This is a genomic window from Glutamicibacter sp. 2E12 (genome assembly GCF_050030965.1).
Classification (GTDB): Bacteria; Actinomycetota; Actinomycetes; order Actinomycetales; family Micrococcaceae; genus Glutamicibacter.
The window spans coordinates 1,464,848-1,491,061 of sequence record NZ_CP188297.1; the positions used below are offsets into that span (position 1 = coordinate 1,464,848).

Annotated in this window: 23 protein-coding genes and 1 riboswitch; of the genes, 15 read left to right on the forward strand and 8 right to left on the reverse strand. The window is 62.2% G+C overall.

Translation table 11 applies throughout. From position 1 onward, the window contains the following. Positions 1-7 precede the first annotated feature (7 nt). The 4 genes from ACP3TE_RS06840 to ACP3TE_RS06855 all read left to right on the forward strand — a co-directional run bounded on the left by ACP3TE_RS06840 (position 8) and on the right by ACP3TE_RS06855 (position 2,416). Positions 8-631 (forward strand): pyroglutamyl-peptidase I, encoded by a 624-nt coding sequence (locus ACP3TE_RS06840; protein ID WP_332487018.1) that lies wholly within the window; start codon positions 8-10, stop codon positions 629-631. A gap of 9 nt (positions 632-640) precedes the next feature. Then, complete coding sequence (locus ACP3TE_RS06845) at positions 641-862, forward strand: hypothetical protein (protein ID WP_133833724.1); 222 nt, start codon at positions 641-643, stop codon at positions 860-862. 179 nt (positions 863-1,041) lie between these two features. Beyond that, positions 1,042-1,701, forward strand: coding sequence for a YczE/YyaS/YitT family protein (locus ACP3TE_RS06850; protein ID WP_105658636.1), 660 nt, complete (start codon positions 1,042-1,044; stop codon positions 1,699-1,701). Between the two features lie 112 nt (positions 1,702-1,813). Beyond that, the gene (locus ACP3TE_RS06855) at positions 1,814-2,416 is read left to right on the forward strand and encodes a hypothetical protein (RefSeq protein ID WP_105658637.1); all 603 of its coding nucleotides are present in this window, start codon (positions 1,814-1,816) and stop codon (positions 2,414-2,416) included. A gap of 9 nt (positions 2,417-2,425) precedes the next feature. Here ACP3TE_RS06855 and ACP3TE_RS06860 read toward each other — a convergent pair whose 3' ends face one another. Both ACP3TE_RS06860 and serS read right to left on the reverse strand, forming a co-directional pair. Then, positions 2,426-3,256: an HAD family hydrolase gene (locus ACP3TE_RS06860; RefSeq protein WP_105662175.1), complete on the reverse strand. Its 831-nt coding sequence runs from the start codon at positions 3,254-3,256 to the stop codon at positions 2,426-2,428. Between the two features lie 124 nt (positions 3,257-3,380). Continuing rightward, positions 3,381-4,658, reverse strand: coding sequence for a serine--tRNA ligase (gene serS / locus ACP3TE_RS06865; RefSeq protein ID WP_105658639.1), 1,278 nt, complete (start codon positions 4,656-4,658; stop codon positions 3,381-3,383). Positions 4,659-4,696: 38 nt separating this feature from the next. On the opposite strand from serS, the gene ACP3TE_RS06870 reads away from it, so the two are divergent. Then, complete coding sequence (locus ACP3TE_RS06870; RefSeq protein ID WP_105658640.1) at positions 4,697-5,743, forward strand: diacylglycerol/lipid kinase family protein; 1,047 nt, start codon at positions 4,697-4,699, stop codon at positions 5,741-5,743. Between the two features lie 65 nt (positions 5,744-5,808). On the opposite strand, the gene pheA is transcribed toward ACP3TE_RS06870, so the two are convergent. Next, positions 5,809-6,732, reverse strand: coding sequence for a prephenate dehydratase (gene pheA, locus ACP3TE_RS06875; RefSeq protein WP_105658641.1), 924 nt, complete (start codon positions 6,730-6,732; stop codon positions 5,809-5,811). Then, positions 6,729-7,055 carry a rhodanese-like domain-containing protein gene (locus tag ACP3TE_RS06880; protein ID WP_105658642.1) on the reverse strand — a complete coding sequence of 109 codons (327 nt, stop codon included), beginning with the start codon at positions 7,053-7,055 and terminating at the stop codon, positions 6,729-6,731. Before ACP3TE_RS06880 ends, pheA begins: the two co-directional genes overlap by 4 nt. Positions 7,056-7,122: 67 nt before the next feature. On the opposite strand from ACP3TE_RS06880, the gene ACP3TE_RS06885 reads away from it, so the two are divergent. Both ACP3TE_RS06885 and ACP3TE_RS06890 read left to right on the forward strand, forming a co-directional pair. Beyond that, positions 7,123-8,469 carry an amidase gene (locus ACP3TE_RS06885; protein WP_332498965.1) on the forward strand — a complete coding sequence of 449 codons (1,347 nt, stop codon included), beginning with the start codon at positions 7,123-7,125 and terminating at the stop codon, positions 8,467-8,469. A 52-nt stretch (positions 8,470-8,521) separates the two neighbouring features. Next, positions 8,522-9,979, forward strand: coding sequence for a peptide MFS transporter (locus tag ACP3TE_RS06890; protein WP_105658644.1), 1,458 nt, complete (start codon positions 8,522-8,524; stop codon positions 9,977-9,979). Positions 9,980-10,042: 63 nt separating this feature from the next. Here ACP3TE_RS06890 and ACP3TE_RS06895 read toward each other — a convergent pair whose 3' ends face one another. Beyond that, entirely contained in the window at positions 10,043-10,381 is a 339-nt protein-coding gene (locus ACP3TE_RS06895) for a DUF4190 domain-containing protein (RefSeq protein WP_105658645.1), read from the reverse strand. A gap of 56 nt (positions 10,382-10,437) precedes the next feature. On the opposite strand from ACP3TE_RS06895, the gene pgm reads away from it, so the two are divergent. Continuing rightward, entirely contained in the window at positions 10,438-12,036 is a 1,599-nt protein-coding gene (pgm, locus tag ACP3TE_RS06900; protein ID WP_332728476.1) for a phosphoglucomutase (alpha-D-glucose-1,6-bisphosphate-dependent), read from the forward strand. Here pgm and ACP3TE_RS06905 read toward each other — a convergent pair. Next, positions 12,033-13,481: an amino acid permease gene (locus ACP3TE_RS06905; RefSeq protein ID WP_426735842.1), complete on the reverse strand. Its 1,449-nt coding sequence runs from the start codon at positions 13,479-13,481 to the stop codon at positions 12,033-12,035. The genes pgm and ACP3TE_RS06905 overlap by 4 nt on opposite strands. Before the next feature lie 79 nt (positions 13,482-13,560). After that, complete coding sequence (locus tag ACP3TE_RS06910) at positions 13,561-14,994, reverse strand: aldehyde dehydrogenase family protein (RefSeq protein ID WP_402741385.1); 1,434 nt, start codon at positions 14,992-14,994, stop codon at positions 13,561-13,563. Positions 14,995-15,053: 59 nt separating this feature from the next. On the opposite strand from ACP3TE_RS06910, the gene ACP3TE_RS06915 reads away from it, so the two are divergent. From ACP3TE_RS06915 to ACP3TE_RS06945, 7 genes are all read left to right on the forward strand, one after another. Further along, the gene (locus ACP3TE_RS06915) at positions 15,054-16,613 is read left to right on the forward strand and encodes a hypothetical protein (protein WP_332728370.1); all 1,560 of its coding nucleotides are present in this window, start codon (positions 15,054-15,056) and stop codon (positions 16,611-16,613) included. Beyond that, positions 16,610-16,978 (forward strand): GntR family transcriptional regulator, encoded by a 369-nt coding sequence (locus tag ACP3TE_RS06920; RefSeq protein ID WP_105658650.1) that lies wholly within the window; start codon positions 16,610-16,612, stop codon positions 16,976-16,978. Before ACP3TE_RS06915 ends, ACP3TE_RS06920 begins: the two co-directional genes overlap by 4 nt. 34 nt (positions 16,979-17,012) lie before the next feature. Then, positions 17,013-17,107: riboswitch (TPP riboswitch) on the forward strand. Continuing rightward, complete coding sequence (thiM, locus tag ACP3TE_RS06925; RefSeq protein WP_013347455.1) at positions 17,097-17,891, forward strand: hydroxyethylthiazole kinase; 795 nt, start codon at positions 17,097-17,099, stop codon at positions 17,889-17,891. Its footprint overlaps the riboswitch before it by 11 nt. Next, positions 17,884-18,525, forward strand: coding sequence for a thiamine phosphate synthase (thiE, locus tag ACP3TE_RS06930; RefSeq protein WP_426735846.1), 642 nt, complete (start codon positions 17,884-17,886; stop codon positions 18,523-18,525). The genes thiM and thiE overlap by 8 nt, the downstream gene beginning before the upstream one ends. After that, positions 18,522-19,946, forward strand: a complete 1,425-nt coding sequence (thiD, locus tag ACP3TE_RS06935; protein ID WP_359189322.1) for a bifunctional hydroxymethylpyrimidine kinase/phosphomethylpyrimidine kinase — start codon at positions 18,522-18,524, stop codon at positions 19,944-19,946. Before thiE ends, thiD begins: the two co-directional genes overlap by 4 nt. 27 nt (positions 19,947-19,973) lie before the next feature. Next, positions 19,974-21,257, forward strand: a complete 1,284-nt coding sequence (locus ACP3TE_RS06940; protein ID WP_426735848.1) for a uracil-xanthine permease family protein — start codon at positions 19,974-19,976, stop codon at positions 21,255-21,257. Positions 21,258-21,472: 215 nt separating this feature from the next. Then, entirely contained in the window at positions 21,473-22,879 is a 1,407-nt protein-coding gene (locus ACP3TE_RS06945; protein ID WP_332498247.1) for a sugar porter family MFS transporter, read from the forward strand. A gap of 82 nt (positions 22,880-22,961) precedes the next feature. On the opposite strand, the gene ACP3TE_RS06950 is transcribed toward ACP3TE_RS06945, so the two are convergent. Further along, entirely contained in the window at positions 22,962-26,144 is a 3,183-nt protein-coding gene (locus ACP3TE_RS06950) for an HAD-IA family hydrolase (protein ID WP_426735850.1), read from the reverse strand. Positions 26,145-26,214 lie beyond the last annotated feature (70 nt).

Sequence of the window (26,214 nt, forward strand, 5' to 3'; positions counted from 1 at the left end):
TGGGTCCATGCATATTTTGGTCACCGGTTTCGAGCCGTTCGGCAACGACGAATTCAATGCCAGCCAGGAAGCCGTTTCCAGCCTTCCCAGGCAGCTGGGCGAGCATCAGGTCCTCACCGCCATGCTTCCGGTGTCCTTCGCGGCCTCCGGCAAAGCACTCGAATCGCTCTTGGCGAAGCACCAGCCCGATGCGCTGATTTGCGTCGGCGAAGCCGGCGGCCGGAATGCAATCACGCCGGAGCGATGGGCTTTTAACGAAGATGATGCCCGCATCCCCGACAATGATGGCGCCCAGCCACGGTCAGCGGCCATCAAGGCGAATGCGCCGGGACGCTTGGATGCCACACTTGATCCAGCAGCGGCCGTCCGCGCCCTGCTCGCCGCAGGCTATGAGGCAAGGGTCTCCGAGGATGCCGGGCGTTTCGTGTGCAACCACATTGCGTATTTGGCGTATTCCCAACCGGTCCCGGCATTGTTCATCCATGTTCCCGCACTGCGCCCGCCAGGGGTTCAAGCCACGGTTGGTGCTGAAACCGACGCATCGGCCAGCCAACCTCGGCCCGGGGACCTGAGCCAGCTATCGTCGGCCCTGGGCATTGCGATACTGGGAAGCCTCGCCCCCGGTGGATAGACTGCTTTCATGGAAGCGGTAATGGCACTGGACGGCCTGGAAGTTGGCATTCTGGTGCTGTGGGCGCTGGGCACGCTCTTTGTGCTGGTGCAGTTCCTCCGCGAACGCTGTGTGCGCACCGCCATACCGCTGGCCCTAGCCATGCCTATTCCCCTGTTTGGCGCCGTCTACTCGGTGGCCCGCTTGACCGGGATCATGATGAAACGAAAGCCTGGATCCGATAATGAATAGCAGTCCCACCCGCTGGATGGTTCTTTTTTCGCTTGCCATCGGCTTTCTTTTCATCGGAGCTTTCGCCCTGGTTGTCTCGGGGCTCGCTGCACCATGGCTGGACTGGGACTAGGAATGTGACCATCTGATACTTGCGGGATTACTGCCGGGGTTCAGCGCAGGGCTAGCCTTGAAGCATCATGACCCTGCATAATCTCACTCCGCTCGATCAGCTGCGTGCCGGAAAGCTCCCCCTGCGTCTTGCAAATCTGTTCATCGGCCTCATGCTTTTTGCGCTGGCCATGGCACTGCTGATCCGCGCCCAGCTCGGCGTGGATCCGTGGGATGTGCTTCACCTGGGCCTGGCCAACTACATTCCGCTGTCGCTGGGAACGATAGTGATCATCGTCGGCGTCGTGGTGCTGCTGGCCTGGATTCCGCTCAAGCAGTGGCCAGGATTGGGCACCGTCGCCAATGTGCTGCTCATCGGGCTTGGCCTGGACTTCTTTCTCTGGCTCATCCCTGATGTCCACGGGTTGGGCTGGCAGATCCTGACCCTGGTTGGCGCCATCGCCGTCAATGGCCTTGGCGGCGCCCTGTACATCGGCTGCCATTTCGGCCCCGGCCCGCGCGACGGCCTGATGACCGGGCTGCATTTGCGCACCGGCAAATCGATCCGCCTGCTGCGCACCATTATCGAGGTGTGCGTGCTGGGGATCGGCTGGTTGCTCGGCGGTCCGGTGGGCGTGGGCACGGTGGCTTATGCGCTGCTGATTGGCCCCGCTACGCAGTTCTTCTTCAAGTACACGACCGTTGCGCTGCCCGCCCAGCAGGGCGCGCCCAGCAGCACCCTGTCCTAGTTCCTCCTGATCCCGCCAGCCGGCGGACCAGCATCAGGCTGGAGCAGCACCGTTAGCCGCCAAGTGCCGCACAGTGCACGACAAACCCGGTTGCACACGCAATACTTGAATCATGTTTGTCGTTGCGCTCAGCCCCCGGCCCCGCTCGGTCACCGATGTTGCCGCCGCCAGCGAGCAGCTCTGGCACCAGCTGGAACAAGTCGACACCCACGCGCCGTTCACCGCGCTCAGCGGGCAGCTGCTGCTCGGAGTGCCCAGTGACCCCGATGCCGCCGTCGACGCGCTGCTGCGCGTGGCACGGCTGAACTTCTGCAATATCGGGCTGGGCATCGGCAGCCTGTACGAGCCGGTGCCCGCAGAGGCCGACCTGGTCGAGGGCAGGGCGGCGCGGCGCGCGCTCGGCGCGCTGGAGGCGGCCAGCCACCGCGGCGAAAGGGTCCCGATCTGCGTTTCCTCGGGCAATGACGAGATGGACGGCGAGCTCGAGGGCCTGCTGCGCATGCTCGGACAGTGGATCCGCACCCGCACCGAGGCCGAATGGTCCGTCGTTGACCTGTTGACTCCCGGTGTGCGCGGGCAGCAAAAAGCGGTCGCCGGGATCCTGGGAATCACTCCCCAGGCAGTATCTGCGGCGATCGTGCGTTCGGGCTACAACGACGAGCTGGGCGCGCGGGCAGCGATCGCCCGGCTGCTGGAATACACCGACCAGCTCTAGACCCTGGTGCTAGCTGCCCAGCAGCCCTTCCAGGACGATGGCCAGGCCATCCTGGTCAACGCCTTCAGTCACGGCGTCGGCCGCTGCCTTGACCTCATCCGGCGCTTGGCCCATGGCCACGCCATGTCCGGCCCACTGCAGCATTTCGACGTCATTGCGGCCATCGCCTACTGCCAGCGAGTCCTTCGAATCGAACTTCAGGATCGCCCGCAGCCGCTCCAGGCCGCTGGCCTTGGTGGTACCCTCGGCGGCAATATCCAGCCAAGCGGTCCAGCCCACCGAGTAGGTCACCCCGGAGAGCCCCAGGCTCTGCACGGCATGCCCGAATTCCTCGGCGGTGTTGTCGGTGGAGAAAACCACCACGCGCACGGCCTTGCTGTTGACCAGCTCGCCGAAATCAACGACCTTGCTCTCGGCGCCAAAGCTCATGTCGCCGAAGGTTTCGCTGGAAAGGAATTCGCCGCGCTCGTTTTCCAAGGCGTACTTGGCTTTGGGAAGCTGGTCGCGCAGCGCCTTGAGCGCTGTCGACGGGTCGAAGATCTCGCGGTGCAGGATCTCGACTTCATCCTGGCACACCTTTGCGAGCACGCCGCCGTTGCTGACCACGACATAGCCATGGTCGATGCCCAGTTCCGCCATGATGGGCAGGGCCGCACCCAAGGAGCGGCCGGTGGAGATGATTACCTCATGGCCCTGGGCCACTACAGCCCGCGCGGCATCGCGCACGCGCTGGCTCATTTCCCCCTGGTGGTTGACGATGGTGCCATCCACGTCAAGGCAAATCATCAATTTTTGCTTGGTCAGCCGGTCATCGTTGCCGAGCTTAGTCATAACAGTCATGGCTCAAGTTAACCACCACCGCGGGTTTTTGGCGATGACCCAAGGCACAGCGCCAAGTGAACAACCGGTTAAAAGCATTTGCCGGCTGCCCGCGAGGGGCAGCCGGCAAATGGCCGGTCATTGGCTACTTGAGTACTTCGAGTCCGCCAAGGTAAGGCTGCAGCGCCTTGGGCACGTTGACCGAACCGTCCGGGTTCTGGTGGTTTTCCAGAATCGCCACGAGCCAGCGGGTGGTCGCCAGGGTGCCGTTCAGCGTCGCCACCGAACGGGTCTTGCCGGCCTTGCCGTCGATAATCTCGCGTTCGCGGATATTCAGGCGGCGGGCCTGGAAGGTGGTGCAGTTCGAGGTCGAGGTCAGTTCGCGGAAGGTGCCCTGGGTAGGAACCCAGGCTTCGCAGTCGAACTTGCGCGCGGCGCTCATGCCCAAATCCCCGGCGGCGGTGTCGATCACGCGGTAGGGAAGTTCCATGCGCCCGAGCATGTCCTCTTCCATGGCCAGCAGCTTCTGGTGCTCTGCTTCGGCGTCCTCGACGCTGGCGTAGACGAACATCTCCAGCTTGTTGAACTGGTGCACGCGGATGATGCCGCGGGTGTCCTTGCCAGCCGAACCAGCCTCGCGGCGGTAGCAGGAGGACCAGCCGGCGTAGCGGATCGGGCCGTCGGCCAGATCCATGATCTCGTCCGCGTGGTAGCCGGCCAGGGCCACCTCCGAGGTGCCGACCAGGTACATGTTGTCGCGCTCGAGCTTGTAGATCTCGTCGTCGTGCTCGACATCGAAGCCGGTGCCCTGCATGGTTTCGGGGCGGACCAGGGTCGGGGTGATCATCGGGATGAAGTCGTGCGCCATGGCCACATCCAGGGCCATGTTCATCATCGCGATTTCCAGCCGGGCGCCGATGCCCTTGAGGAAGTAGAAGCGCGAGCCGGAAACCTTGGCGCCGCGTTCCATGTCGATGGCGTCCAGCTTCTCGGCGATCTGCAGGTGGTCCAGCGGCTCGAAGCCCTCGGCCTTGAAGTCGCGGGCGGTGCCCACGTGCTTGACGACGGTGAAGTCATCCTCGCCGCCGGCCGGGATGCCGTCGATGATCAGGTTGGGGATGGAACGCTGCAGTGCGGTGCACTTGGCGGAGGCCGCGTCGGACTCGGCCTGGGCGGACTTCACCGCGGCAGCGAGCTCCTTGACCTCGGCAAGCAGGGCGGCGCGCTCGTCGCCCTTGGCCTTGCCGACCTTCTTGGAGAACGCATTCTGCTCGGCACGCAGGCGCTCGTAGGTGGCGATGGTTTCACGACGTGCCGTGTCAGCTGCCAGCAGCTGGTCAATTAACGACTCGTCGGCACCGCGCGCGCGTTGCGAGGCACGGTACAAATCCGGATTTTCGGTGAGCATTTTCAGGTCGATCACATGTTAAGGGTAGCAATCATGAGTACGATGAGAGCATTATGCAGACAAATCGTGTGATCGTTTTCTCTGCCGTGGCTGCTGCAGCTGCCGCCGCGGCGACCAGTTGGTATTCGGTGCGCAAGCTTTCGAACTACAGCAAACCGCTGATCAAGCAGCCCGAAGCGGCTGAACAGGCAGCGGCTACCAAGGTGGCCCTGGTCATCAATCCTTCCAAGTCAGGTGCTGACGAAGCAAGGGAAGCCGTGGTCCGCGTCTGCGCTGAAGCGGGCCTGGAAGCACCGCTGGTCCTTGAAACGACCAAGGACAACGCCGGCCAGGATGCAGCCCGTGAAGCACTCGATGCGCAATGCGACACAATTATTGCCGCAGGTGGCGACGGAACCATCCGCGCCGTCGCGGAAGTGCTCGAAGGCACCGGCGCATCCCTGGGAATCCTGCCGCTGGGCACTGGCAACCTGCTGGCCCGCAACGTGGATATTCCGCTCGATGACCTGCACACCGCGGCGCTGGTGGCAGTGCGCGGGATGGTTCGCCGGATCGACGTCGGGCACATGAAGCTGCAGCTGCTGGACGGCAAGGAGGCGGATCATGCTTTCCTGGTCATCGCCGGCGTGGGCACCGACGCCGACCTGTTTGACGACACCAACGAAGAGCTGAAATCCAAGGTTGGCTGGCTGGCCTACTCGGAAGCCGGCCTGCGCCAGTTGCCGGGCCAGCGCAAGAAGGTCAGCTTCAAGCTCTCGGGCGACGAGAGCTGGCAGACCCGCAAGGTCCGTTCGGTGCTCTTCGCCAACTGCGGAAAGCTGCAGGGCCTGGATTTCGTGCCCGACGCCAAGATCGACGACGGCGTGCTCGACGCAGTGATCCTTTCTCCCCGCTCGGCCGCCGGCTGGACCTGGATCCTGCTCAAGACCGCATTCCGCGCCAAGAACAAGATTCCGGTGATGAGCTTCTACCAGACCTCTGGCGTATCGCTGCGTTGCGATGAGCCGATGAATACCCAGATCGACGGGGACCCCACCGGCCAGGTCAACGAACTGCAGGTGTCCGTGAACCCGAGCGCCCTGCGCCTGCGCACCCCGTAGCGCATGCCGAAGGCCCGGCCGATTTCCCCTTGCGGGGAGCTAGGCCGGGCCTTCGCGCTGCCTGCTTAAAGCCGGTCGCGCAGCGACTGCACCCAGGCACGGGCTTCACTGAATGCCGCATCTGAATTATGGGTATCCACGGCCGGCTCCAGGCCTTGGGCGGCTGGGTAGGAACCGAGGAAGCGCAGGTGCGGGGACAGCCGGTGCAGCCCCGACAAGGCGGCGGCAACGCGTTCCTCGGCCACGTGGCCTTCGATATCGACGGAGAAGAAGTACTCGCCCAGGCTCTTGCCTGTAGGACGCGATTCGATGCGCGAGAGGTTCACGCCGCGGGCGGTGAATTGCTCAAGAATTTCCATCAGCGCACCGGGACGGTCCTCGGGCAGCGGCAGGATCAGCGTTGACTTGTCCACGCCGGTAGGCTGCGGAATCCTTCCCGGACGAGTCACGAGGATGAAGCGGGTCACCGCGCCGATATTGTCCTCGACCCCGCTGGCCAGCACCTTCAGGCCGCGCTCCTGGGCTACCAGCGGAGAGCAGATCGCCGCATCATGCGGCGGTTCGTCCTCTTCGAGAGCCAGGGCGCCGGCTGCCGTGGAAGAAGCCGGGGTGAATGCGGCCCCGGGAATATTCGCTTCGGCCCATAAGCGGCACTGCGCCCAGGCATGCCCGTGGGTGGAGATCTGCCTTATCTGCTCCAGCGAGTCGATGCCGGGGCGTACCGCCAGCACGAAAGTGATCGGAACCAGGATTTCGGAAACAATCTGCAGGGCTTCGCCCTGCGCAATGGCGTCCAAGGTGGCCGAAACGCCGCCTTCTACCGAGTTCTCGATCGGGACCATCGCCGCGTCCGCGGTCCCCTCGCGCACCATGGTCAGCGCCACGTTGACGTTGGAGGCCGCGATCCGCTGCGCCTCGGCAGCCCCGGGAACCTGCAGCAGGGCCGACTCGGTGAAAGTGCCAGCAGGTCCCAGATAGGCATAGTTCATCGTACGGTTGGCTCCTGGCCGTTATCCGCTTCCATTGGCAAGCCCGCTTCGATCCACGCATCGGAACCGCCGGCGACGTTGAAGGCGGTGTAGCCCATCACGGTGAGCCACGATGCGGCCTGGGCCGAACGGCCACCGGTACGGCAGATGACGTAGGTGTCTACATCCGGGTCAAGCTCGGAAATCTTCTCTGGCAAGGAGCCAAGGGGAATATGGGTTGCTCCGGCAGCACGGCCGGCTTCCCATTCGAAGTCTTCGCGCACGTCAAGGATGAAGGCATCCTTCGGGACATCATTGACCGAAACAGTCTCAAAATCGCTCACGGCTAGCATTCCTCTCACATAGGGTGTTTGCTTATAAGACTAGTCATTTCCTGCGTCGAAAGCCGACATGTTTCCCTCAAGCGCCCTGAAATTGCGAGACGAGCTGGCCCGCGGCGAGCGTTCAAGCCGCGAGGTCACCGAGCACTACCTCAAGCGCATCGAAGAGCAGGCGGACCTAGGTGCTTTCGTCCACGTGGCAGAAAATGCGATGGAGGCCGCGGCAGCGGCGGACCAGGCGCATGCCCGTGGCGACATTGGCCGCCTGCATGGGCTCCCCACCGCGTTCAAGGACCTCAATGACGTGGCCGGGATGCCTACCACCTATGGCACTGCGGCGATGCCTGCGATGGTCGCTGAACGTGATCACTCCTTGGTGGCCAGGCTGCGCGCCGAGGGCGTGGTGGTCCTGGGCAAGACGCAGGTTCCGGAATTCGGGCTGAGCAGCTATTCAGAGAACCTCGTGGCGCCCCCATCACGCAATCCCTTTGATCCCACGCGCTCGTCGGGCGGTTCCTCTGGCGGGCAGGCCGCGGCGATTGCCGCCGGCATGATTCCGCTGGGTCCGGGCTCTGATGGCGGCGGTTCGGTTCGCATCCCCGCGGCCGCCTGCGGGCTGGTAGGCCTGAAGCCTTCTTTGGGCCGCGTTCCCAGCGACATCCTTGATGGCTACACCGATCCCATGGGCGCACCGAAGCTAGCGGTTAGCGGACCGTTGGCCCATGATGCCTTGGATGCGGCTTTGCTGCTTGACGCCATGCGCGGCAAGGACCACTATCTGCCGTTGCTGCAGGGAAGCTACCCCCAGCGCCTGGACGGGCTGAAGATTGGGTACAGCATCCATTCCCCGTTTGAACCGGTCTATGAAATTACCCTGGCGCAAGAAGCCCGGGCTTCATTTGCCCAGGGCCTTGAACGCCTTGGAGAACGGCATCGCGTCCAGCCGGCCAACCTGCACTACGCCACGGACTATCCGGAAACCTTCGCGGCGGTGTGGACCAATGGGCTGAAGGACGTTCCGGTCGCGGATGATTCGCTGCTCGGCGATTTGGCAAGGGATTTCCGCCGACGTGCCGCCGACCGCTCGCTGGAACAGAGCCTGCAGGCAGGTTCGAGGTTGAAGCAGATTGCGGCCGACTTCGTGCGCCAATGGTCCGCCTACGATGTCGTGGCCACCCCTGCCATGGCCTCGATCCCGCCGAAGATCGGGCACTATACACAATCCACAGCCGATGTGGATTATATGTTGCAGTGCCAGTACACCCCCTACACTTCCATGGTGAACGTCGCCTCAGTAGCGGCCATCACCGTTCCGGTAGGCCACTCCAACGAGGGGTTACCAATGAGTATTCAGCTGATTTCCCCGCGCTCGGACGAAGGACTGCTGCTCGCGCTGGCAGCCCAGATACAGGTGTGACCTTTCCCATATAAGTAGGTACTCGGGTGGGCAAGGGCGAAAAATATTACGTATGTCTACTGCAACAACGAGCACCAAAGCTTCCGGAAAGACCTTCTTCGGTCACCCCGGTGCGCTCGCAAGCCTCTTCAGCGTGGAAATGTGGGAACGATTCTCCTTCTACGGCATGCAGGGCTTGCTGGCTTACTACATGTACTACTCGGTCACCGACGGCGGCCTGGGCATGGACCAGGGTCTGGCTCTGTCGCTGGTCGGCGCCTACGGCGGCGCTGTCTACCTGTCCACCATCCTGGGCGCGTGGCTCTCCGACCGCCTGTTCGGCTCGGAACGCGTCCTGTTCTTCTCGGCTATCGCGATCATGATCGGCCATATTGGCCTGGCGCTCCTGCCCGGCTATGCCGGACTGGTTATCGGCCTGATCTTCGTTGCCGTCGGTTCCGGCGGCCTGAAGGCCAACGCTGTAGCCCTGGTGGGCTCCCTGTACTCCAAGGAAGATCCGCGCATCGATGCCGGCTTCTCCCTGTTCTACATGGGCGTGAACATCGGCGGGCTGCTCGGCCCACTGCTCACCGGTTGGCTGCAGGTCCAGTACGGCTTCCACATCGGCTTCGCCGCTGCCGCGGTCGGCATGGCTATCGGCCTGGGGATCTATGCCCTTGGACGCAAGAAGCTGCCGGACTCCGGCCGCATCCCAAGCAACCCGCTGCCTGCCTCTGAGCGCAACCGCTATGTGGTCATCTTCGCTGCCGTGATCGTTCTGATCATTGCCGCTTTCGCATCCAAGATCGTGACTCCGGAGAATTTGGCAAGCACCATCGCCTACGTGGTGATCGCCGCTTCGATCATCTACTTCGCGTTGATCCTGCGCAGCAAGAAGGTTGACGCCACCGAGCGCAAGCAAGTCTGGGCATTCATTCCGTTCTACATCGGTTCGGCTGCCTTCTGGGCCCTGTTCCAGCAGCAGTTCACCTTCATTGCCGCTTACTCGGATCAGCGCCTGGACCGCCACCTGGGCAGCTGGGAAATGCCACCGAGCTGGGTTACCTCGATCAACCCGGTCTTCATCATCATCTTCGCCGGTATCTTCGCCGCATTGTGGACCAAACTGGGCAAGCGCCAGCCACGCACATCAATGAAGTTCGGCCTGGCACTGGTGGTTGTGGGTGCGGCCTTCTTGCTGTTCATCCCGCTGGAATCCTTCGTGAAGACCCCGCTGCTGGCGCTGGTCGGCATCCTGCTGCTGTGCACCTTTGCCGAGCTGCTGCTCTCGCCAGTGGGCCAGGCAATTGCCACCAAGCTGGCTCCAGCCGCCTTCGGCACCCAGATGATCGCCTTGTTCTTCCTGTCGGTTTCGCTGGGCACCACCCTGTCGGGTGTGCTGGCCGGCTACTACACCGAGGGCAACGAGATCCCGTACTTCATCGCCATGGGCGGCACCGCTGTTGTCCTGGGTATTGCCATGATGGCAGCTACCCCGGCCTTGAAGAAGCTGATGGGCCCGATCCTCTAGGCGTTCGATCATGCGAAAAGCGGTTGGTTCATTTGAACCAACCGCTTTTTTCATGCCCGGGGATTATCGAAGAAGCCCTTGTGAGAAGGTCACGTTGTCGTAATACGAGTCGTAGCCGAACCCGGTTGACAATGCCCAGAAGAACCAGATGGCTACCGCATAAATGACTATGGCTAGTGCCAATCCAATCCATGAGGTAATTAGCCCGGCCAGGCTCAAGCCCCGGGAGCTGGGTTCACGCCGGTAGGCCAGGTGCCCGGTAATGACTCCGGCCAGCGGAACAAGGATAATGACAGTGAAGCCTAGCAACGACAAGATGCCAAGCACCAGGGAAGCCACCGAGAGGCCGGCGGATTCAGGCGGTCGTTGGTAGGGGTTCTGCGGATACTGGTAGTAGCTCATTTGCCTACCATTCTTCTACGAAACTGCGATAAGCGCATCAATCTGAAAGGCAATCTGTGGCACACCTCCGAGCTGGCCAGCCAGCCCAAGAATCAGACCTGATCAATTTGCAGGAGGTACTCGATGCCTACAGCACCCTGGTTCCTTCCAGCGGCAACCCCGACCAGGCCGTCATTTTCGGCACCTCGGGACATCGCGGAAGCTCCCTGAACACCACCTTCAATGAAACGCATATCGCTGCGATCACCCAGGCCGTGGTCGACTACCGCAACGGTGCGGGGATCACCGGCCCGATGTACGTGGGCAAGGACAGCCACGCACTCTCCGCGCCCGCATACCGCACCGCCCTTGAAGTCTTGGCAGGCAACGGCGTCACCGTGCTCGCCGATGACGGACTGACTCCCACTCCAGCGGTCAGCCACGCAATCCTGGTACATAACGCTAGCGGCGGCGAACAGGCCGATGGCCTGATCATCACCCCATCGCACAACCCGCCAACCGACGGCGGCATCAAGTACAACCCGCCGCATGGCGGACCGGCAGAATCCGGAATCACCGGACCCATCGCTGCACGGGCCAACGAATTGCTGGCCAGCGGAGCGGTCAAGCGCGGCGAGCCGAATGCCCGGCCTTTCGACTTCCGCGAACTGTACATCGCCAATTTGGCTGAAGTCATCGACTTCAAGGCCATCGCCGAGTCCGGCATTTCCATTGGCGCAGATCCGCTGGGCGGGGCTTCGGTGCACTACTGGGGCGAAATCGGCCGCCGATACGGCCTGAACCTCGAAGTGGTCAACGAGTCCGTGGATCCGCGCTTCGGCTTCATGACCTTGGACAAGGACGGGAAGATCCGCATGGATTGCTCCTCCGCCCATGCAATGGCCTCCCTCGTGGCCAATCGCGAGAAGTACGACATCGCGACCGGCAACGATGCCGATGCTGACCGCCACGGCATTGTCACCCCGGATGCCGGCCTGATGAATCCGAACCATTTCCTGGCCGTGGCCATCGACTACCTGCTCACCCACCGTCCGCAGTGGCCGGCTGATGCCCAGATCGGCAAGACCCTGGTCTCCTCGGTGCTCATCGACAAGGTGGTGGCTTCCCACGGCCGGACCCTGCGCGAGGTACCGGTGGGCTTCAAGTACTTCGTTGAACCGCTGGCTTCCGGCAGGGTCGCTTTTTGCGGCGAGGAATCGGCCGGCGCGAGCTTCTTGGACTTCTCCGGCAAGGCGTTCAGCACCGACAAGGACGGCCTGATGCTGGCCCTGCTGGCCAGCGAGATCCGCGCAGTAACCGGCAAGAGCCCCAGCCAGCTGCATGCCGAACTGGTAGAGCGCCACGGCCCCAGCTTCTACGACCGCTTTGACGCGCCCGCAAATCGCGAGCAGAAGGCCGTACTGGGCAAGCTGGACCCATCGATGGTCACCGCTACCGAACTGGCATCGGATCCGATTACCGCCAAGGCCACGCAAGCGGCCGGCTTCCCCATTGGCGGCTTGAAGGTTTCCAGCGAGCACGCATGGTTTGCCGCGCGCCCATCGGGCACAGAAGACATCTACAAGATCTATGCAGAATCAACAAAATCACCCGAGCATCTGCAGCAGGTGCTGGCTGAAGCTCGGGTGATTGTTGATGCTGCGCTGGCTGGCTAGTTCAGCTTTGCAGTCCATGGGTCGATGGCCACGGCTGGCTGCTTGCGGGTGGCCAGCCAGTGGCCCAGCCACAGCAGCAGGAAGATTGGCAGGCCAATGTAGCTGGAAGCCATCTGCAGCAGGTTTCCATCCACGATCGCCTGGTAGTTCTGGCCTGCGATCACCACGATCAGGATCACGAAAGCCAGAATCGGGCCCAGCGGGAATAGCGGCGCCTTGTACGGCAGGTTCGCGAGATCCTGTCCGCTAGCAATGTATGCCTTGCGGAACTTGTAGTGGCACACCGCGATACCCACCCAGGCAATGAAGCCGGAGAGGCCCGAAACGTTCAGCAGCCAGGTATATGCCGAGCCTTGGCCGATGATGGCGGTCAGGAAGCCGAAAAGGCCTACCGAGGCGGTTAGCAGCATTGCCGGCATGGGCACGCCGCGCTTGTTCAAGCGGGCGAAAATCTTTGGCGCCTTGCCGTCCAACGCCATCGAATAAAGCATGCGTGCAGAGGCATATAGCCCGGAATTGCCTGCGGAGAGGATGGCCGAGAGGATCACCGCATTCATCAGGGCCGCGGCGAATGCTACGCCCGCACGCTCGAAGACCAGGGTGAATGGCGAGGTGGTGATATCCGATGCCTCGGAAGAGAGCAGCGATGGATCCATATACGGGATCAGCATGCCAATGACGAAGATCGCGCCGATGTAGAAGAGCATGATGCGCCAGAAGATCGCCTTGATGGCGCGTGGGATATCGCGCTGGGGGTTCTCGGCTTCGCCGGCGGCCAGGCCGATCAGTTCGGTTCCTTGGAAGGAGAAGCCGGCAATCATGAAGACCGAGACGATGGACAGCCAGCCGCCAACAAATGGCGCTTCGCCATCGGTCCAATTGCTGAAGCCCGGGGTGGAATCACCCAGGATGCCGAAGATCATCGCGACACCGCAGATCAAGAAGACCACCACGGTGATGACCTTGATCGCGGCCAACCAGTATTCGCCCTCGCCAAAGGCCTTGGCGGACAGCGCGTTCAAGCCGGTGAGCAGCACCAGGAAGATGGCCGCCCAGATCCACCCCGGGGCATCAGGGAACCAGTAGGACATGATGATGCCGGCGGCTACCAGCTCGGCAGCCACGGTGATGGCCCAGTTGAACCAGTAGTTCCAGCCGATTGCGAAGCCGAAGTGGCGGTTCACGAAGACCGTTGCGTAGGTCTGGAAGGAACCAGCGACCGGAAGGCGGGCGCTCATTTCTCCCAACGACTGCATCAGGAGCAGCACCATCATGCCGATCAGCGCGTAGGCCACCAGCGAACCGCCTGGGCCAGCTTGGGCAATGGTGCCGCCGGACGCGACGAATAGTCCGGTACCAATCGAGCCGCCAATGGCAATCATCTGCATATGGCGAGCTTTGAGGCCACGCTTCAGACCGTCCTGGGACGGTGCGGGCTCAGTCATGCGTTACATCTCCTGATGCTTGAAAATTTCCAACCTATCCATCCAAGCACCCTGACAAGCCATAACGCTATGAACCGCGCTACAGTAAGCGATCAATAATCTTTCGCTTAGCCCATGAATACGGAGGATATATTGCGCTCAAGGTGTCAACTACGGTCGTTTTGTTGAGTTCCGAGCGCATCTGCGAAAGCCGTTCGAATCCATGTTTGCCGTGGTAAGCCCCCATTCCACTCGGTCCGACGCCACCAAAAGGCAGGGTTGGAACGATCATCTGGGCCAACGGAGCATTGTGCACTATGGAGCCGGCCCGCACCCGATCAGAGAAAATCGACTGCAGGCGCGGACTTTCGCTCATCAGGTAAGCGGCCAGCGGTGATGGCCGCCGGGCAATGAATTCGAGGGCTTCCTCGAAGGTTTCCACCTCGATCACCGGCAGGATAGGACCGAAAATCTCTTCGGTCATCAAACTTCCCTCGAGGTCCACATTGCGCATGATGCTCGGAGCGATGCGCAAGGTATCCTCGTCGTATTCGCCGCCGAAAACCACCTCGCCCTGCTCGAACATCGACAACAGCCGGTCAAAGTGCTTGCGGCTGACGATGCGGCCAAAGTCCGGATGGGTCAGCGGCTCCTTGCCGTAGAAGCTGGTGATGGCCTGGCCCAGGCGCTTGATGAGCTCAGACGAGTCGCCCACGCTCAATACGTAATCCGGGGCCACGCAGGTCTGGCCGGCATTCATGAATTTGGCGTAGGCCAAGCGCTTTGCGGAAGCCAACGAATCGTTTTCCACCACGGCCGGCGACTTTCCGCCCAGTTCCAAGGTGGTTGGTGTCAGATGCTTCGCAGCCGCTGCAGCCACGATCTTGGCCACGCGTTCACCGCCGGTGTAGAAAATATGATCCCAGCGGGCGCCGAGCAACTCCGTGGATGTATCCACCCCGCCTTCAACTACCGCGTAGACACGTTCGTCGAGGTAGACCGGGAGGAACTTGGCCAAGGCGCCTGAGGTCGCAGGAGCCAGTTCCGATGGCTTGATCACCGCCGCGTTGCCGGCAGCAATGGCCGCGACCAGCGGTGCGAGCACCAGCTGAACCGGGTAGTTCCAGGCGCCGATAATCAGCACGACCCCCAGCGGGCGCGGCTCAACCTTGGCAATGGCTGGTTGCAAAGCCAGCGGTACCTTGACGCTGGTGGAATCCATCCATTCAACGAGGTGGCGCTGGGCGAAATCTATTTCTGCCCGCACCACGTCGATTTCGGAGAATTTGGCTTCGGTGGCACTCTTGCCCAAGTCCTCGGCCAGGGCCTGGACGAAGTCTTCCAGATGCTCTTCGAGCATCTTCTCCAGGGCCTTGAGCTGCTGCAGGCGGAAGCGTCGCGGATGCGTGATCCGCGTGTCCGCAGAACGCCGCAAATGGCTCAGAACTGTTGCTATGCGCGATGGATGCTCGTCCACCGGAGGTGCGGAATCACCGACCGGTTCGGGCAACGGAGTGGAAGTAAACAGACCCATGATTTGAGCGTACGTCACTGGGACTATTTTTCATCGTTTAATTCGCCGGAGGATTCAATATGTATCAAATAGTTGATACATTGATTTCCATGAACCAGTTCTCGGCGAGCGCCATATCCATCGCTTTCGTTGCCGCAATCATCTGCGTTTGGTTGCGTTCGGTGGCGCACAGGCGTGGAACACCAGCTATCGACCGGGCCCGATCCCACTCGTTCTGGTGCGCATTGATCGCATTCTTTGCTTCAACCTCATGGGATTTGTCCGAGACCTGGCGCGTTTCAATGACCGAGCCCAATTCAGGTTCGGCTCTCGCTGAAGCACTCACTCCGGGGATCTGGGTTCTTCTGGTTTACCTCATCGGCTTGTTCACTTGGCCCAAGGAACTCCAGCCAGTGCGCACCGCTTCATTAGAGGCCCGCAGCCTGACAACTCCATTTCCCAAGGCCCTAGGGGCTTTCGTTGGGCTTTTGCTGCTGATCGCGGTCGGCTCCCTGTGGCCGGCGTCCAAAGTCGAAGGGCTCGTTGGCGTTCCGGCCTCGGAATTCACGACCTTTGATTTTGACGGCATCTATTCATACGCGTCGGAGGGTCCGTATGATGGGCGGTTGCCGGGCACACAGATGCTCCCGGTATTCATCGTGGCCCTGGCAGGGATCATCGTGGCCGCGGCTGTGATTACCGTAGTTATCCTGAAAAGACCTGCCTTGGCCGGCATCTCGGCCGAAGACAACCAAGCGTTGCGCACGGTCTGGCTCAACCGCTTGATGCGCAATATCGGCATCGTCTTGCTGGCCTTCACCGTGTCGGTGGTCAATTACTCGCAGGCTAATTCGCCGGATGGACAGTACGAGTTCGTTAGCTATGGCGCCCTTGCGGTCGCCCTCACGTTGCTCTTCTGGGGACCGCGCTCTACATTCTCAGCTCAATCCACCACCAGGGAACGGACCGCCTTCTCGCGTTTGCGTGATCAACTATTCACCTTGCAATACGTAACTGCAGCACTCACCTTGCTCAGCGTTGCAATCGGCTGGTCATTCTTGCCACTGGATGACGAGCTCCAGATGCCTACCAATGAGCGAACTACGTGGATCTTAATGATCTTTGCCGGTGCGGCTTTGAGCTATGCCGTTCTCAATGCGCTTTATCTCAGCTACGTCAGCACGGTGGCCCGGCAGGCGTCTGCAGCACCCAAGTACCACGCGCCCCTGCCCTTGTGGTCCTACATCGCCGCTGGCTTGCTGTTTGCCACCAGCACCTATTTTCTGCTCGATCCGCCGCTGGACTATTTGTGGGGCTTCGTGCCTCCAGGCAAGACAATGGTTGCAGGCTTGATCCTGCTGTTGCTGGCAACCCATCTTGGATTCGTCTGGTTCTCCCGCCGGGCAATTATTCCCTGGGCTGTCTCGTCGGCCGAAGAAATCTGGTACCGCAAGGTCCTGGAACTGCGTTCAATGCGTGTTAACACCAGTGCAGTGGTAGCCATGCTGCTCATTGGCTACGGATTCCCGGCCGGGCTGGGACTCTTTGCATTGCTCATCTTCGTTGTCCCAGCAGTCATTTTCCTAGAGCGCCCCGGTAGCGCCTTCGTGCGGGAACATCAGCCGGCAGCTACTTCATGAGCACGCAGATCAGTGTTGACCTCCAAGCAGCTACCCCGCCCTATGAGCAGATCCGCTCGCAGATTGCTTCACTGATCTCCTTGGGAGATCTGCCCTCGGGGAGCAAGCTGCCTACTGTGCGTGCGCTGGCCACGGACCTCGGCGTCGCTGCCGGTACAGTGGCGCGCGCCTACAAGGAGCTGGAAGCCGAAGAGCTGATCACCTCCCGGCGCCGTGCCGGCACAGTAGTCAACGAGCGGCCGCAGCCGGTGGATACCAGTGAAGATCTCCTGGCCGCCGTGGATCACCTCTGGGCGCTGGCGGCCGCGCAGAAGGTGGATGCGGCCACGCTCAAGGCCTTGGTGGCGCGGCGCGAGCGTAAGTAACTTGTCCTCGGAACCGGTTGTGCGTACGCTCTATGGCAGTGACACGGGGTGTCGGATCAACCGACTGAGATAAGACCCGTAGAACCTGATCTAGTTCACGCTAGCGGAGGGATGTCGCATGGCTTTGCATGCAGTTGCCCAAAAATACCGGCAACAATCACCTTTGGTTTTTTGCCTGACCAATACCGTCGTATCCAATTTCACCGCCAATGTCTTGCTGGCATCCGGGGCTTCCCCGGCCATGACGGATCTGCCCGGAGAGGCCGGCCCATTCGCGCAGGCAGCTTCAGCCGTATTGGTGAATTTGGGAACTCCAAGCACTGAACAGCTGACCGCCATGGAAGAAGCTGTGCAGTCGGCGAGCGCTGCAGGCACCCCCTGGGTCCTGGATCCAGTGGCAGTGGGAGCGCTTCCGGTGCGCACGGAGTTTGCCCGGCGCATTGTCCGGCAACGCCCGACCCTGATTCGCGGCAACGCCTCGGAAATCCTGGCCCTGGCCGGCCGGCAATCTGCTTCGCGCGGTGTCGATGCCTTGGATGAGGTTTCTGCCGCCTTGGCGGCGGGACGCGAACTGGCCACGGAACACGACTGCGTAGTGGCCATTTCCGGCCAGGCTGACGCCATCATCGACGCCACGCGTACCGTCTTGGTGCATACCAACGGAATTGGCTTGACCCGGATGACAGGTGGCGGCTGCGCCTTGGGCGCGGTCTGCGCCGGGATGGTTGCGGTCCACGATGACCCGTTCGAGGCCACCATCGCAGCCCACGGTTTCTATGGCCTGGCCGCGGAAAAGGCCCTGGCTGGCAGCTCCGGTCCGGGCAGCTTCGCAGTTGCCTTCCTTGATGCGCTGTCGGCTGCCGATCCCGGGGAACTGAAGACTTTGAAGTACGAGGAATTGAACCATGCATAATTACGGCGCTTATCTAGTAGCCAACACTGCCAGCTGCACCCCACGCAGCACCCTGGAAGTTATCGAGGGCGCCGTCGCCGGAGGGATCGGGTGGATCCAGCTGCGCGCCAAGGATGAATGCGCCCGGGAATTCTTCGAGCTGGCCTGCGCGGCTGCCAAGCTCACCGAGGGCAAAGCCCAGTTGCTGATCAATGACCGCATTGACGTCTACCTCGCGTCACGGGCTGCTGGCGCAGCAGTTAACGGCATCCATATCGGGCAAAAAGATGTGCCGGTACAGTTGGCTCGCCAGATCATCGGCGAGGGCATCATCGGCTTGAGTGCTTCCAGCGATGAGCAATTGGCCCAGGCGAACAAGGACGCCTCGGTGATCGACTACCTCGGTGTAGGAGCCATCCGCGCCACTCCGACGAAAAAAGACCATCCTGCTCCCCTGGGGCTGGACGGCTTTGCGCGAGCCGCTGCCTTGGCCAAGCTGCCCTGCGTAGCGATCGGCGCAATTACCCAAGACGATGCCGCCGCGATCCGCACCGGCGGCGGCGCAGGCCTGGCCGTGGTCCGCGCCATCTGCAACGCCGAAGATCCGCAACTTGCCAGCGCGCAGCTGGTCGCAGCCTGGGAGGCCTCGAAATGAACATCCTATCCATCGCAGGCTCCGATCCTTCCGGCGGCGCCGGAATCCAAGCGGATCTGAAGGCCATTGCCGCCAACGGCGGCTACGGGATGTGCGTGATCACCGCTTTGACTGCGCAAAACACCCATGGGGTGTCCGGAGTTCAGGCGATCAGCGGCGATTTCGTCCTCGCGCAGCTCGAAGCCGTGAGTACAGATATCCGCATCGATGCGATCAAGATCGGGATGCTGGCCAACGCCGAGGTGATCCGCGCAGTCACCAGCTGGCTGGAAACTGTTGACGCCCCCGTCGTGCTGGACCCGGTCATGGTGGCGACCAGCGGGGATCGCCTGCTCGACGACGAATCGGCCCTTGATTCGCTGCTGGAGCGCGCCACGGTGATTACCCCGAACCTGCTGGAGCTGGCCAGCTTGCTGCGCGAGCCTGTGGCCCCTTCCTGGGGTGAAGCCCTGCTTCAGGCCCAGCGCCTGGCGGCCAAGCACGATGCCCTGGTGCTGGCCAAGGGCGGGCATCTGGCCGGGGCACAGTGCCCCGATGCGCTGGTCTCAGCCAACGGCGTTCAGCTTGAGCTCAACGGCCCGCGCCATGCCACCAGCAATACCCACGGCACCGGCTGCACCCTTTCCAGCACTCTGGCTACCCGCTTCGCTGCCACTGGAGACTGGATCGCCGCGTTGGAGCAGTCCAAATCCTATCTCTCCAAGGCCATCGCAGCGGCCGACCAATTGCAGGTGGGCAGCGGCCACGGCCCGGTCAACCACTTCATCGACTTCTTCGGCACGGCAGATCCAATGGGCGACTGGTGGCAGAAGATCCAGCCGATCCGCGAGGAAATCGACCAGCTGGATTTCATCACCCGGCTATCCGAGGGCACCTTGGACCGGGATGACTTCCACTACTACATCGCCCAGGATGCGCTGTATCTGCTGCGTTACGCCAAGGTGCTTTCGCTAGCCAGCTCGATGGCGCCGGATCTCGGTGCCCAGCGTTTCTGGTCGCGTGGCGCCAACGGCATCCTCGATGGCGAGCTGCAGCTGCACGGCAGCTACCTGGATGAGTTCGCTGATACGCCCAGCGCCACCACGCTGAACTACACCAACCACCTGGCCGCCAGCCAGGAGAGCTACGGGGAGCTGATTGCCGCGATCCTGCCTTGCTACTGGCTGTACCAGGACATCGGCAAGCGGCTGGCGGCAGCCAACCATGCCGAGCATCCTTATCGGCAATGGCTGGAAACCTATGCATCCGAGGAATTCGATTCCGCCACCGAGCAGGCCATCGAAATGGTCCGCCAGGCGTTCGAGCAGGCAGATCCGCAGCTGCGGGCCCGCATGGAGGCCGCTTTCATCCGCTCCGCGGAACATGAGCGCTCTTTCTTCGCGCAGGCGCACGAGAACCGAGTAGACTTCTCTACGGCCTAAAACCCGCAGGGCCCGGGAAGAGGAATCATGAGTTGGAGCATTCACGGCAACGGCAGGACCATCACCCCAGGTGAGGTAGTTGCCCCGGATGAGCGGCTGCATTGGCCGCAGACCGTTTCCATCGGAGCCCAGCACATCCTGGCGATGTTCGGCGCCAGCATCCTGGTGCCAACCATCACCGGCTTCCCGGTCACCACGACCTTGCTGTTCACCGGCCTGGCCACCGTCATCTTCTTGCTGATGACCAGGAACAAGGTGCCCAGCTACCTCGGCTCGTCCTTTGCGATGATTGCCCCGGTCCTCTCGACCACCCAGTCGCACAGCATGTCCGGCGCGCTGGGCGGCATCGTGATGACCGGGGCCTTGCTGTTCGTTGTCGGGCTGATCGTGCAGAAGACCGGCACCGGCTGGATCCACGCCCTGATGCCGCCGGTGGTCATGGGCACCATCGTGGCGCTCATCGGCCTGAATTTGGCCAGCGCAACGCTGATTCCCATGACCGAGTTCCCGCTGACCACTTTCCTCACGGTGATCTTTACCGTGGTCGCGACCGTTGCGTTCAAGGGCCTGCTGGGCCGGTTGTCGATCCTCATGGGACTTCTTTGCGGCTACCTTGTTGCGCTGGCCCAGGGGCAGGTGAGCTTCAAGGCGGTTGCTGCCGCAGAGTGGATCGGACTGCCAGAATTCCACACCCCGACCTTCCACTTCGACACTGCGCTGATGTTCCTGCCTGCGGTGTTCGTGCTGATCGCCGAGAACATCGGCCATGTGCGCACCGTGGGCGTGATGACCAATCGCGACCTGTCGAAGTTCAACGGCCGTGCGCTGATGGCCGATGGCGCTGCCAGCGTGCTCGCCGGTTTCGGCGGCGGTTCGGCCACGACCACCTATGCCGAGAACATCGGCGTGATGGCCGCTTCGCGCGTGTACTCGACCGCGGCCTATTGGATCGCTGCGATTGTGGCCGTGGCCCTGGCCTTCCTGCCGAAGTTCGGCGCATTGATCGGCACCATTCCAGAAGGCGTGATCGGCGGCTTGGGCATCGTGCTCTACGGCATGATCGGCATCGTCGGCGCGCGCCTGTGGATCGAGGCGAAGGTGGATTTCGGCAACCCGATCAACTTGATGACCGCCGGCACCGGCCTGATTATCGCCATTGCGGTGACCAAGGAAATCGCTTTCGGCCAGCTCCAGCTGGGCGGCATCGCCCTGGGCTCGATCGCCACCTTGGTGGTCTTCCACCTGATGAGTATCGTCGCCAAGATGCGCGGCAACGATTTGGCGGACTCGCAGAAGCCTGCGGATAGCTAGCAAATAAATTCCCCGCAGGCCGGCATCGCGATAACTCGCAATGCCGGCCTGCTTTTTTGCCAAGAATTCGGGAGCTGGCCAGTCATGAACCGGCGACGCGCACTGGGCCTCCCCCGGTCTTGAAGTAAGGACTCCTTCCAATTTGTGATCGATCTCCCATAAAAAATCGGGAAATCGGGATTCTGCGGCTCTCGAATCCGATAGCATGGCTCATTGTGACTGCGACTACATCAGACGGAAAACTCTCCGCGCGACTCATCTTCATCGCCCTCGGGGCGGCATTGGGTGGGTTCGTTTTCGGATATGACTCATCAATCGTTAACGGCACCGTGGACGCTGTCGAGCACGAATTCGGGCTCAACGCGGTAACCATCGGATTCACCGTTTCCTGCGCCCTGCTCGGCGCAGCACTGGGAGCTTGGATAGCGGGTGTGGTCTCCGAACGCGTGGGACGCGTGCGCACCATGCTCTTCGCCTCCATCCTCCTGGCAGCATCAGCCATCGGCTGCGGCCTGTGCTTCGGCGTAACCGACCTGATCATCTGGCGCATTGTCGGCGGCATCGGCGTGGGCTTCGCCTCGGTGATCGCCCCTGCCTACATTGCCGAGGTCTCCCCGGCCGCGCATCGCGGACGCCTGGGCACCATGCAGCAGATGGCCATCGTGCTGGGCATCTTCGTGGCCTTCCTGGTCAGCGCGCTGCTGGTCTTCGTCATGGGCTCGGCGGATGCCGTCGGCTTGTTCGGCCTGGCGGCCTGGCGCTGGATGTACCTGTCGCTGCTGGTTCCAGCAGTGCTCTACGGCCTGCTCTCGCTGCGCCTGCCCGAATCTCCCCGCTACCTGGTCGAGCGCGGCCGCTTCGTTGAAGCAGCTACCGTGCTGACCCGCGATATGGGCATGAACGCCGGCACGGATACCGAAAAGAAGATCGAAGAGATCCGCTCCACCGTGCACATCGAGCGCCGCCAGGTCTTCAAGGACCTGCTGGGCCGCTTCGGCTTCCACCCGCTGGTGTGGGTCGGCATCCTGCTCTCGGTCTTCCAGCAGTTCGTCGGCATCAACGTGATCTTCTACTACTCCACGACGCTGTGGAAGTCCGTCGGCTTTGCCGAATCGGATTCCTTCACGATTTCGCTGATCACCTCGGCGACCAACGTGCTGGCAACGATCGTGGCGGTGCTTCTGATCGACGTGCTGGGACGCAAGCTGCTGCTCACCATCGGCTCAGCCATCATGACCGTGTCGCTGGGCATGATGGCGGTAGCGTTCGCGCAGTCGGTCACCATCGACGGCGCCGTGTCGCTGCCGGGCAGCTGGGGCATCGTCGCCCTGGTCTCGGCCAACCTGTTCGTGGTCGGCTTCGGCGCCACCTGGGGTCCGGCCGTATGGGTATTGCTCGGCGAGATCTTCCCGAACTCGATCCGCGCCATGGCACTCGGAGTGGCAGCCTCGGCGCAGTGGATCGCCAACTTCGCCGTTTCCACCACCTTCCCGGCCCTCGCCGAGGCAGGCTTGGCATTGGCCTACGGCATCTACGCATTCTTCGCGCTGCTTTCCCTGATCTTCGTGATCTTCCTGGTCAAGGAAACCAAGGGGCGCCAACTCGAGGAGATGACCCTCTAGGCACCACCCGCAGGGCATTGCGGATTGCGCAAAGGAGGCAGGAACCAAGATGGTTCCTGCCTCCTTTTGCGTGCCCGGATGCTTACCAGGCCTTGTTGGGCACATCCACTCCTACGTCGCTTTGCAGCGAGAGCACATGCTCCAAGCTTGGCCGCCCTTCCAGCGTCGGGCCCTGGCCGGCGAGCGCCACGCTGACTGTCTGCCCCGGCTGCAGATCGACCTGCTGGCCGCGCACCCAGATCGGACGGGAGAAGGCTCCGTGCAGGGTGAAATCAATGACTTCAGCCCGCAAGCCCACGGAAATCCTCATACCCCGCCACCCGAGGTTGAAGCGCAGGGCCCGCCATTTCTCCGGGAGCCGCGGATCAAAGCGCAGCTGGTCGTCATCGTCGCGCAGCCCCGCGAAGCCGTAGATCAGCGCCGACCAGACGCCACCGGTCGATGCCACATGCACGCCGTCAGCGGTATTGCCATGCAGGTTTTCCAGATCCACGTTCAGCGCGTGCTCGAAATACTCCCAGGCAAGATCGCGGTAGCCCACCTCGGCTGCGAGAATCGACTGCACTGTCGCCGACAGTGTCGAGTCGCCCGTAGTCAGCGGGTCATAGTAGTTGAAATCCGCAAGTTTCTGCTCGGCGGTGAAATCGCTGGAACGCAGCCACAAAGCCAGCACCGCGTCGGCTTGCTTGATGACCTGGAAGCGGTAGATCACCAGCGGATGGTAGTGCAGCAGCAACGGCCGCTTATCCGCACCGGTATTGGCCAGGTCCCAGACTTCGCGGTTCAAGAAATGCTCGTCCTGGGGGTGGATTCCGACCGTTTCGGAATACGGGATGTGCATGCAATCAGCGGCCTTGAGCCACAGGGCGATCTCCTCGTTTTCCAATGAGTGCCTGCTGGCCAGTTGCGCGAACTCGCGCGGATGCTCTTGGGCCATTTCGGCCAGCAGCTGGGCGCTGCGGCGCAAATTGAAGCGCGCCATGACATTGGTGTAGAGGTTGTCGTTGACTACCGCGGTGTACTCATCGGGCCCGGTGACCCCATGGATATGGAAGCGCTCATTGCCCTGCTCGCCACGCCAGAACCCCAGCGAGGCCCACATGCGCGCAGTTCCCACGAGGATTTCGGCGCCGCCGGCCAGCAGGAACTCGTCATCCTCCATGACCCCGAGGTACCGGTTGAGCGAATACACCACGTCGGCATTGATATGGTACTGCGCAGTGCCAGCCGGATAATAGGCGCTGGCTTCCTCGCCGTTAATCGTGCGCCACGGGAAGAGCAGGCCTTCCTCATTCATGATCAGCGCCCGCCGGGTCGCTGCAGGAATCATCGAGACCCGGGCGCGGAGCGTGTTGCGCGCCCACTGCTGGTTCGTATAGGTCAAGAACGGCATCACATAGATTTCGGTATCCCAGAAATAGTGCCCGGAATAGCCGTTGCCGCTCACGCCCTTGGCGCTGATGCCCAGGCCGTCGGCACGTCCGGCAGCTTGGGCGAGCTGGAACAGGTTCCAGCGGATCTTGCGCTGCAGCTCGGGCTCATCGCTCTCCACCACCACATCGCTGCGGTCCCAGTAGTCGGCCATGAAACGGCGCTGGGTGCGGAAGTGCTCGTCAATCCCCAACGGCACCAGGTGCTCCAAGGCCCGCGCAGAACGCAAGAGCATCTCCTGGGCAGGATGGCGCCGCGAGGAGTGGTAGACCGCGTACTTGGAGACGCGCACGCCTTGCCCGGCTTCCAGCCTGGCGCTGATCACTTCATCGGCGCGGTCATCGTCCACCTGGCGGACCACGGACAGCTCCGCCTGCGCTCCGCCAGTGGTGGCCACCTCGTGCTCCACCATTGCTGCTACCGACATCCCGGATCCGAAGACCTGGTACGAGATGCCCAGCCGCGCGCCATCGCGGTGGGTGCCCGCCGGATGCAGCGGGTTGGCCCTGGCTTCCTCGCTCTTGCGCGGATCGGCAGGAACCCCGGCATCGGTTTCCTCCGGGGAAGCCACCTTCCGGCTGGAACGGTACCCGATGACCGAAGACTGGATCAGCACCTGCGCCGGAGCATCGAGCAGGCGCACGTGCACGTCCTGCAGCGCCACGTGGCGATCCGTGAAGGAAATCATTGAGCGGGCAGTGACGGCTACCCGGTGCCCCTCGGCAGTTCGCCACAGGGTGTGCGCGGTCAGCGTCCCGTCAAGGAAATCCAGGCGCAGCTCATCACGCAGCATCTCCGTGCGGCCGACTTCCAGGGCTTCGTCATTGATGAACACGCGCATGGTCCGGAAATCCGGGGCGCTGATCATGGTCTGTCCGGTTTCGGCCAGCCCGAAGGCGCTCTCGGCATGGCGGATTTCCCAGGTCTCATGCAGCCCGTTGATGAATGTGCCGCCTCCTTGGTCCCCCAGACCCAGTTGCGCAGCCCGTGCACCCAGAAAACCGTTGCCCAGAGAGAAAACGGTGTCTTCGGCGCCATCGCTGTCTCGCTGGTTCCCGCGCCACAGCGACCAGGAGTCCTCTTCCCAGGCCTTGGCTGCTTGCTCGGAGACCAGTTCGGAAAGGTCATGAACCACAAAATGGGCCCCCGCATCCAGCAAGGCGGCCTCATTGCCTTCGCGGGCCACGCCGATGACGCCGAAGCCCCCGGCACGCGCTGCCCTCACCCCGCTGGTGGCATCCTCGATGACGGCGCATTCTTCCGGACGCCAACCCAGATCGGCGGCGGCAGCCAGGAACGTGTCCGGGGCTGGTTTGCCCGCCAGCCGGCGCGCAGCAGCTTCCTGGCCGCTCATCACCAATGGGAAGTGCTCGGCCAGTCCTGCGGCAGCCAGTACCACGCGGGCATTGCGCGAGGAGGACACCACTGCGACGTCCAGCCCGGCATCCAGCACCTGTTGCAGGTAGGCCACGGAGCCGGCATAGGGGTCGATCCCGTCGCGCTGCAGCACTTGGGTGAACTTTTCGTTCTTCATATTGCCCAGCGCGCAGATGCTGCCCTCCCCCGGCAGATCGCTTTCATCCCCGCGGGGCAAGCTGATGCCGCGGGATTCGAGGGTGGCCGCCACCGCGTCATAACGCGGACGGCCGTCAAGCAGGTTGAAATAGTCCTCGGAAGTGTATGGGGCCACGCCCGGGTGCTTGTCGAAAAAGGTGGTGAAAAGTTCTTCCCACGCCTTGCGATGCAGCAACGCGGTAGGAGTGATCACGCCATCCAGATCAAAGAGGACGGCCTTGTAATCACGATGTCGGTACTCAGGACGAAAAGCGTTCACAATCGAAATCCTTCGAAAGAGGAGCGAATTACTGGCCGTAGTCCTTACCGTAGCAACTGAACGCGCTTGC

Excerpts from the sequence above, each read along its gene's own strand:
- ACP3TE_RS06850 (WP_105658636.1), top strand. The coding sequence starts at position 1,042 with ATGACCCTGCATAATCTCACTCCGCTCGATCAGCTGCGTGCCGGAAAG.
- ACP3TE_RS06860 (WP_105662175.1), bottom strand. The coding sequence starts at position 3,256 with ATGACTGTTATGACTAAGCTCGGCAACGATGACCGGCTGACCAAGCAA.
- thiD (WP_359189322.1), top strand. The coding sequence starts at position 18,522 with ATGAACATCCTATCCATCGCAGGCTCCGATCCTTCCGGCGGCGCCGGA.
- ACP3TE_RS06870 (WP_105658640.1), top strand. The coding sequence starts at position 4,697 with ATGCAGACAAATCGTGTGATCGTTTTCTCTGCCGTGGCTGCTGCAGCT.
- ACP3TE_RS06940 (WP_426735848.1), top strand. The coding sequence starts at position 19,974 with ATGAGTTGGAGCATTCACGGCAACGGCAGGACCATCACCCCAGGTGAG.
- ACP3TE_RS06910 (WP_402741385.1), bottom strand. The coding sequence starts at position 14,994 with ATGGGTCTGTTTACTTCCACTCCGTTGCCCGAACCGGTCGGTGATTCC.
- ACP3TE_RS06845 (WP_133833724.1), top strand. The coding sequence starts at position 641 with ATGGAAGCGGTAATGGCACTGGACGGCCTGGAAGTTGGCATTCTGGTG.
- ACP3TE_RS06905 (WP_426735842.1), bottom strand. The coding sequence starts at position 13,481 with ATGACTGAGCCCGCACCGTCCCAGGACGGTCTGAAGCGTGGCCTCAAA.
- thiM (WP_013347455.1), top strand. The coding sequence starts at position 17,097 with ATGGCTTTGCATGCAGTTGCCCAAAAATACCGGCAACAATCACCTTTG.
- pheA (WP_105658641.1), bottom strand. The coding sequence starts at position 6,732 with ATGAACTATGCCTATCTGGGACCTGCTGGCACTTTCACCGAGTCGGCC.
- ACP3TE_RS06855 (WP_105658637.1), top strand. The coding sequence starts at position 1,814 with ATGTTTGTCGTTGCGCTCAGCCCCCGGCCCCGCTCGGTCACCGATGTT.
- thiE (WP_426735846.1), top strand. The coding sequence starts at position 17,884 with ATGCATAATTACGGCGCTTATCTAGTAGCCAACACTGCCAGCTGCACC.
- ACP3TE_RS06915 (WP_332728370.1), top strand. The coding sequence starts at position 15,054 with ATGTATCAAATAGTTGATACATTGATTTCCATGAACCAGTTCTCGGCG.
- ACP3TE_RS06885 (WP_332498965.1), top strand. The coding sequence starts at position 7,123 with ATGTTTCCCTCAAGCGCCCTGAAATTGCGAGACGAGCTGGCCCGCGGC.
- ACP3TE_RS06840 (WP_332487018.1), top strand. The coding sequence starts at position 8 with ATGCATATTTTGGTCACCGGTTTCGAGCCGTTCGGCAACGACGAATTC.
- ACP3TE_RS06895 (WP_105658645.1), bottom strand. The coding sequence starts at position 10,381 with ATGAGCTACTACCAGTATCCGCAGAACCCCTACCAACGACCGCCTGAA.
- ACP3TE_RS06890 (WP_105658644.1), top strand. The coding sequence starts at position 8,522 with ATGTCTACTGCAACAACGAGCACCAAAGCTTCCGGAAAGACCTTCTTC.
- ACP3TE_RS06920 (WP_105658650.1), top strand. The coding sequence starts at position 16,610 with ATGAGCACGCAGATCAGTGTTGACCTCCAAGCAGCTACCCCGCCCTAT.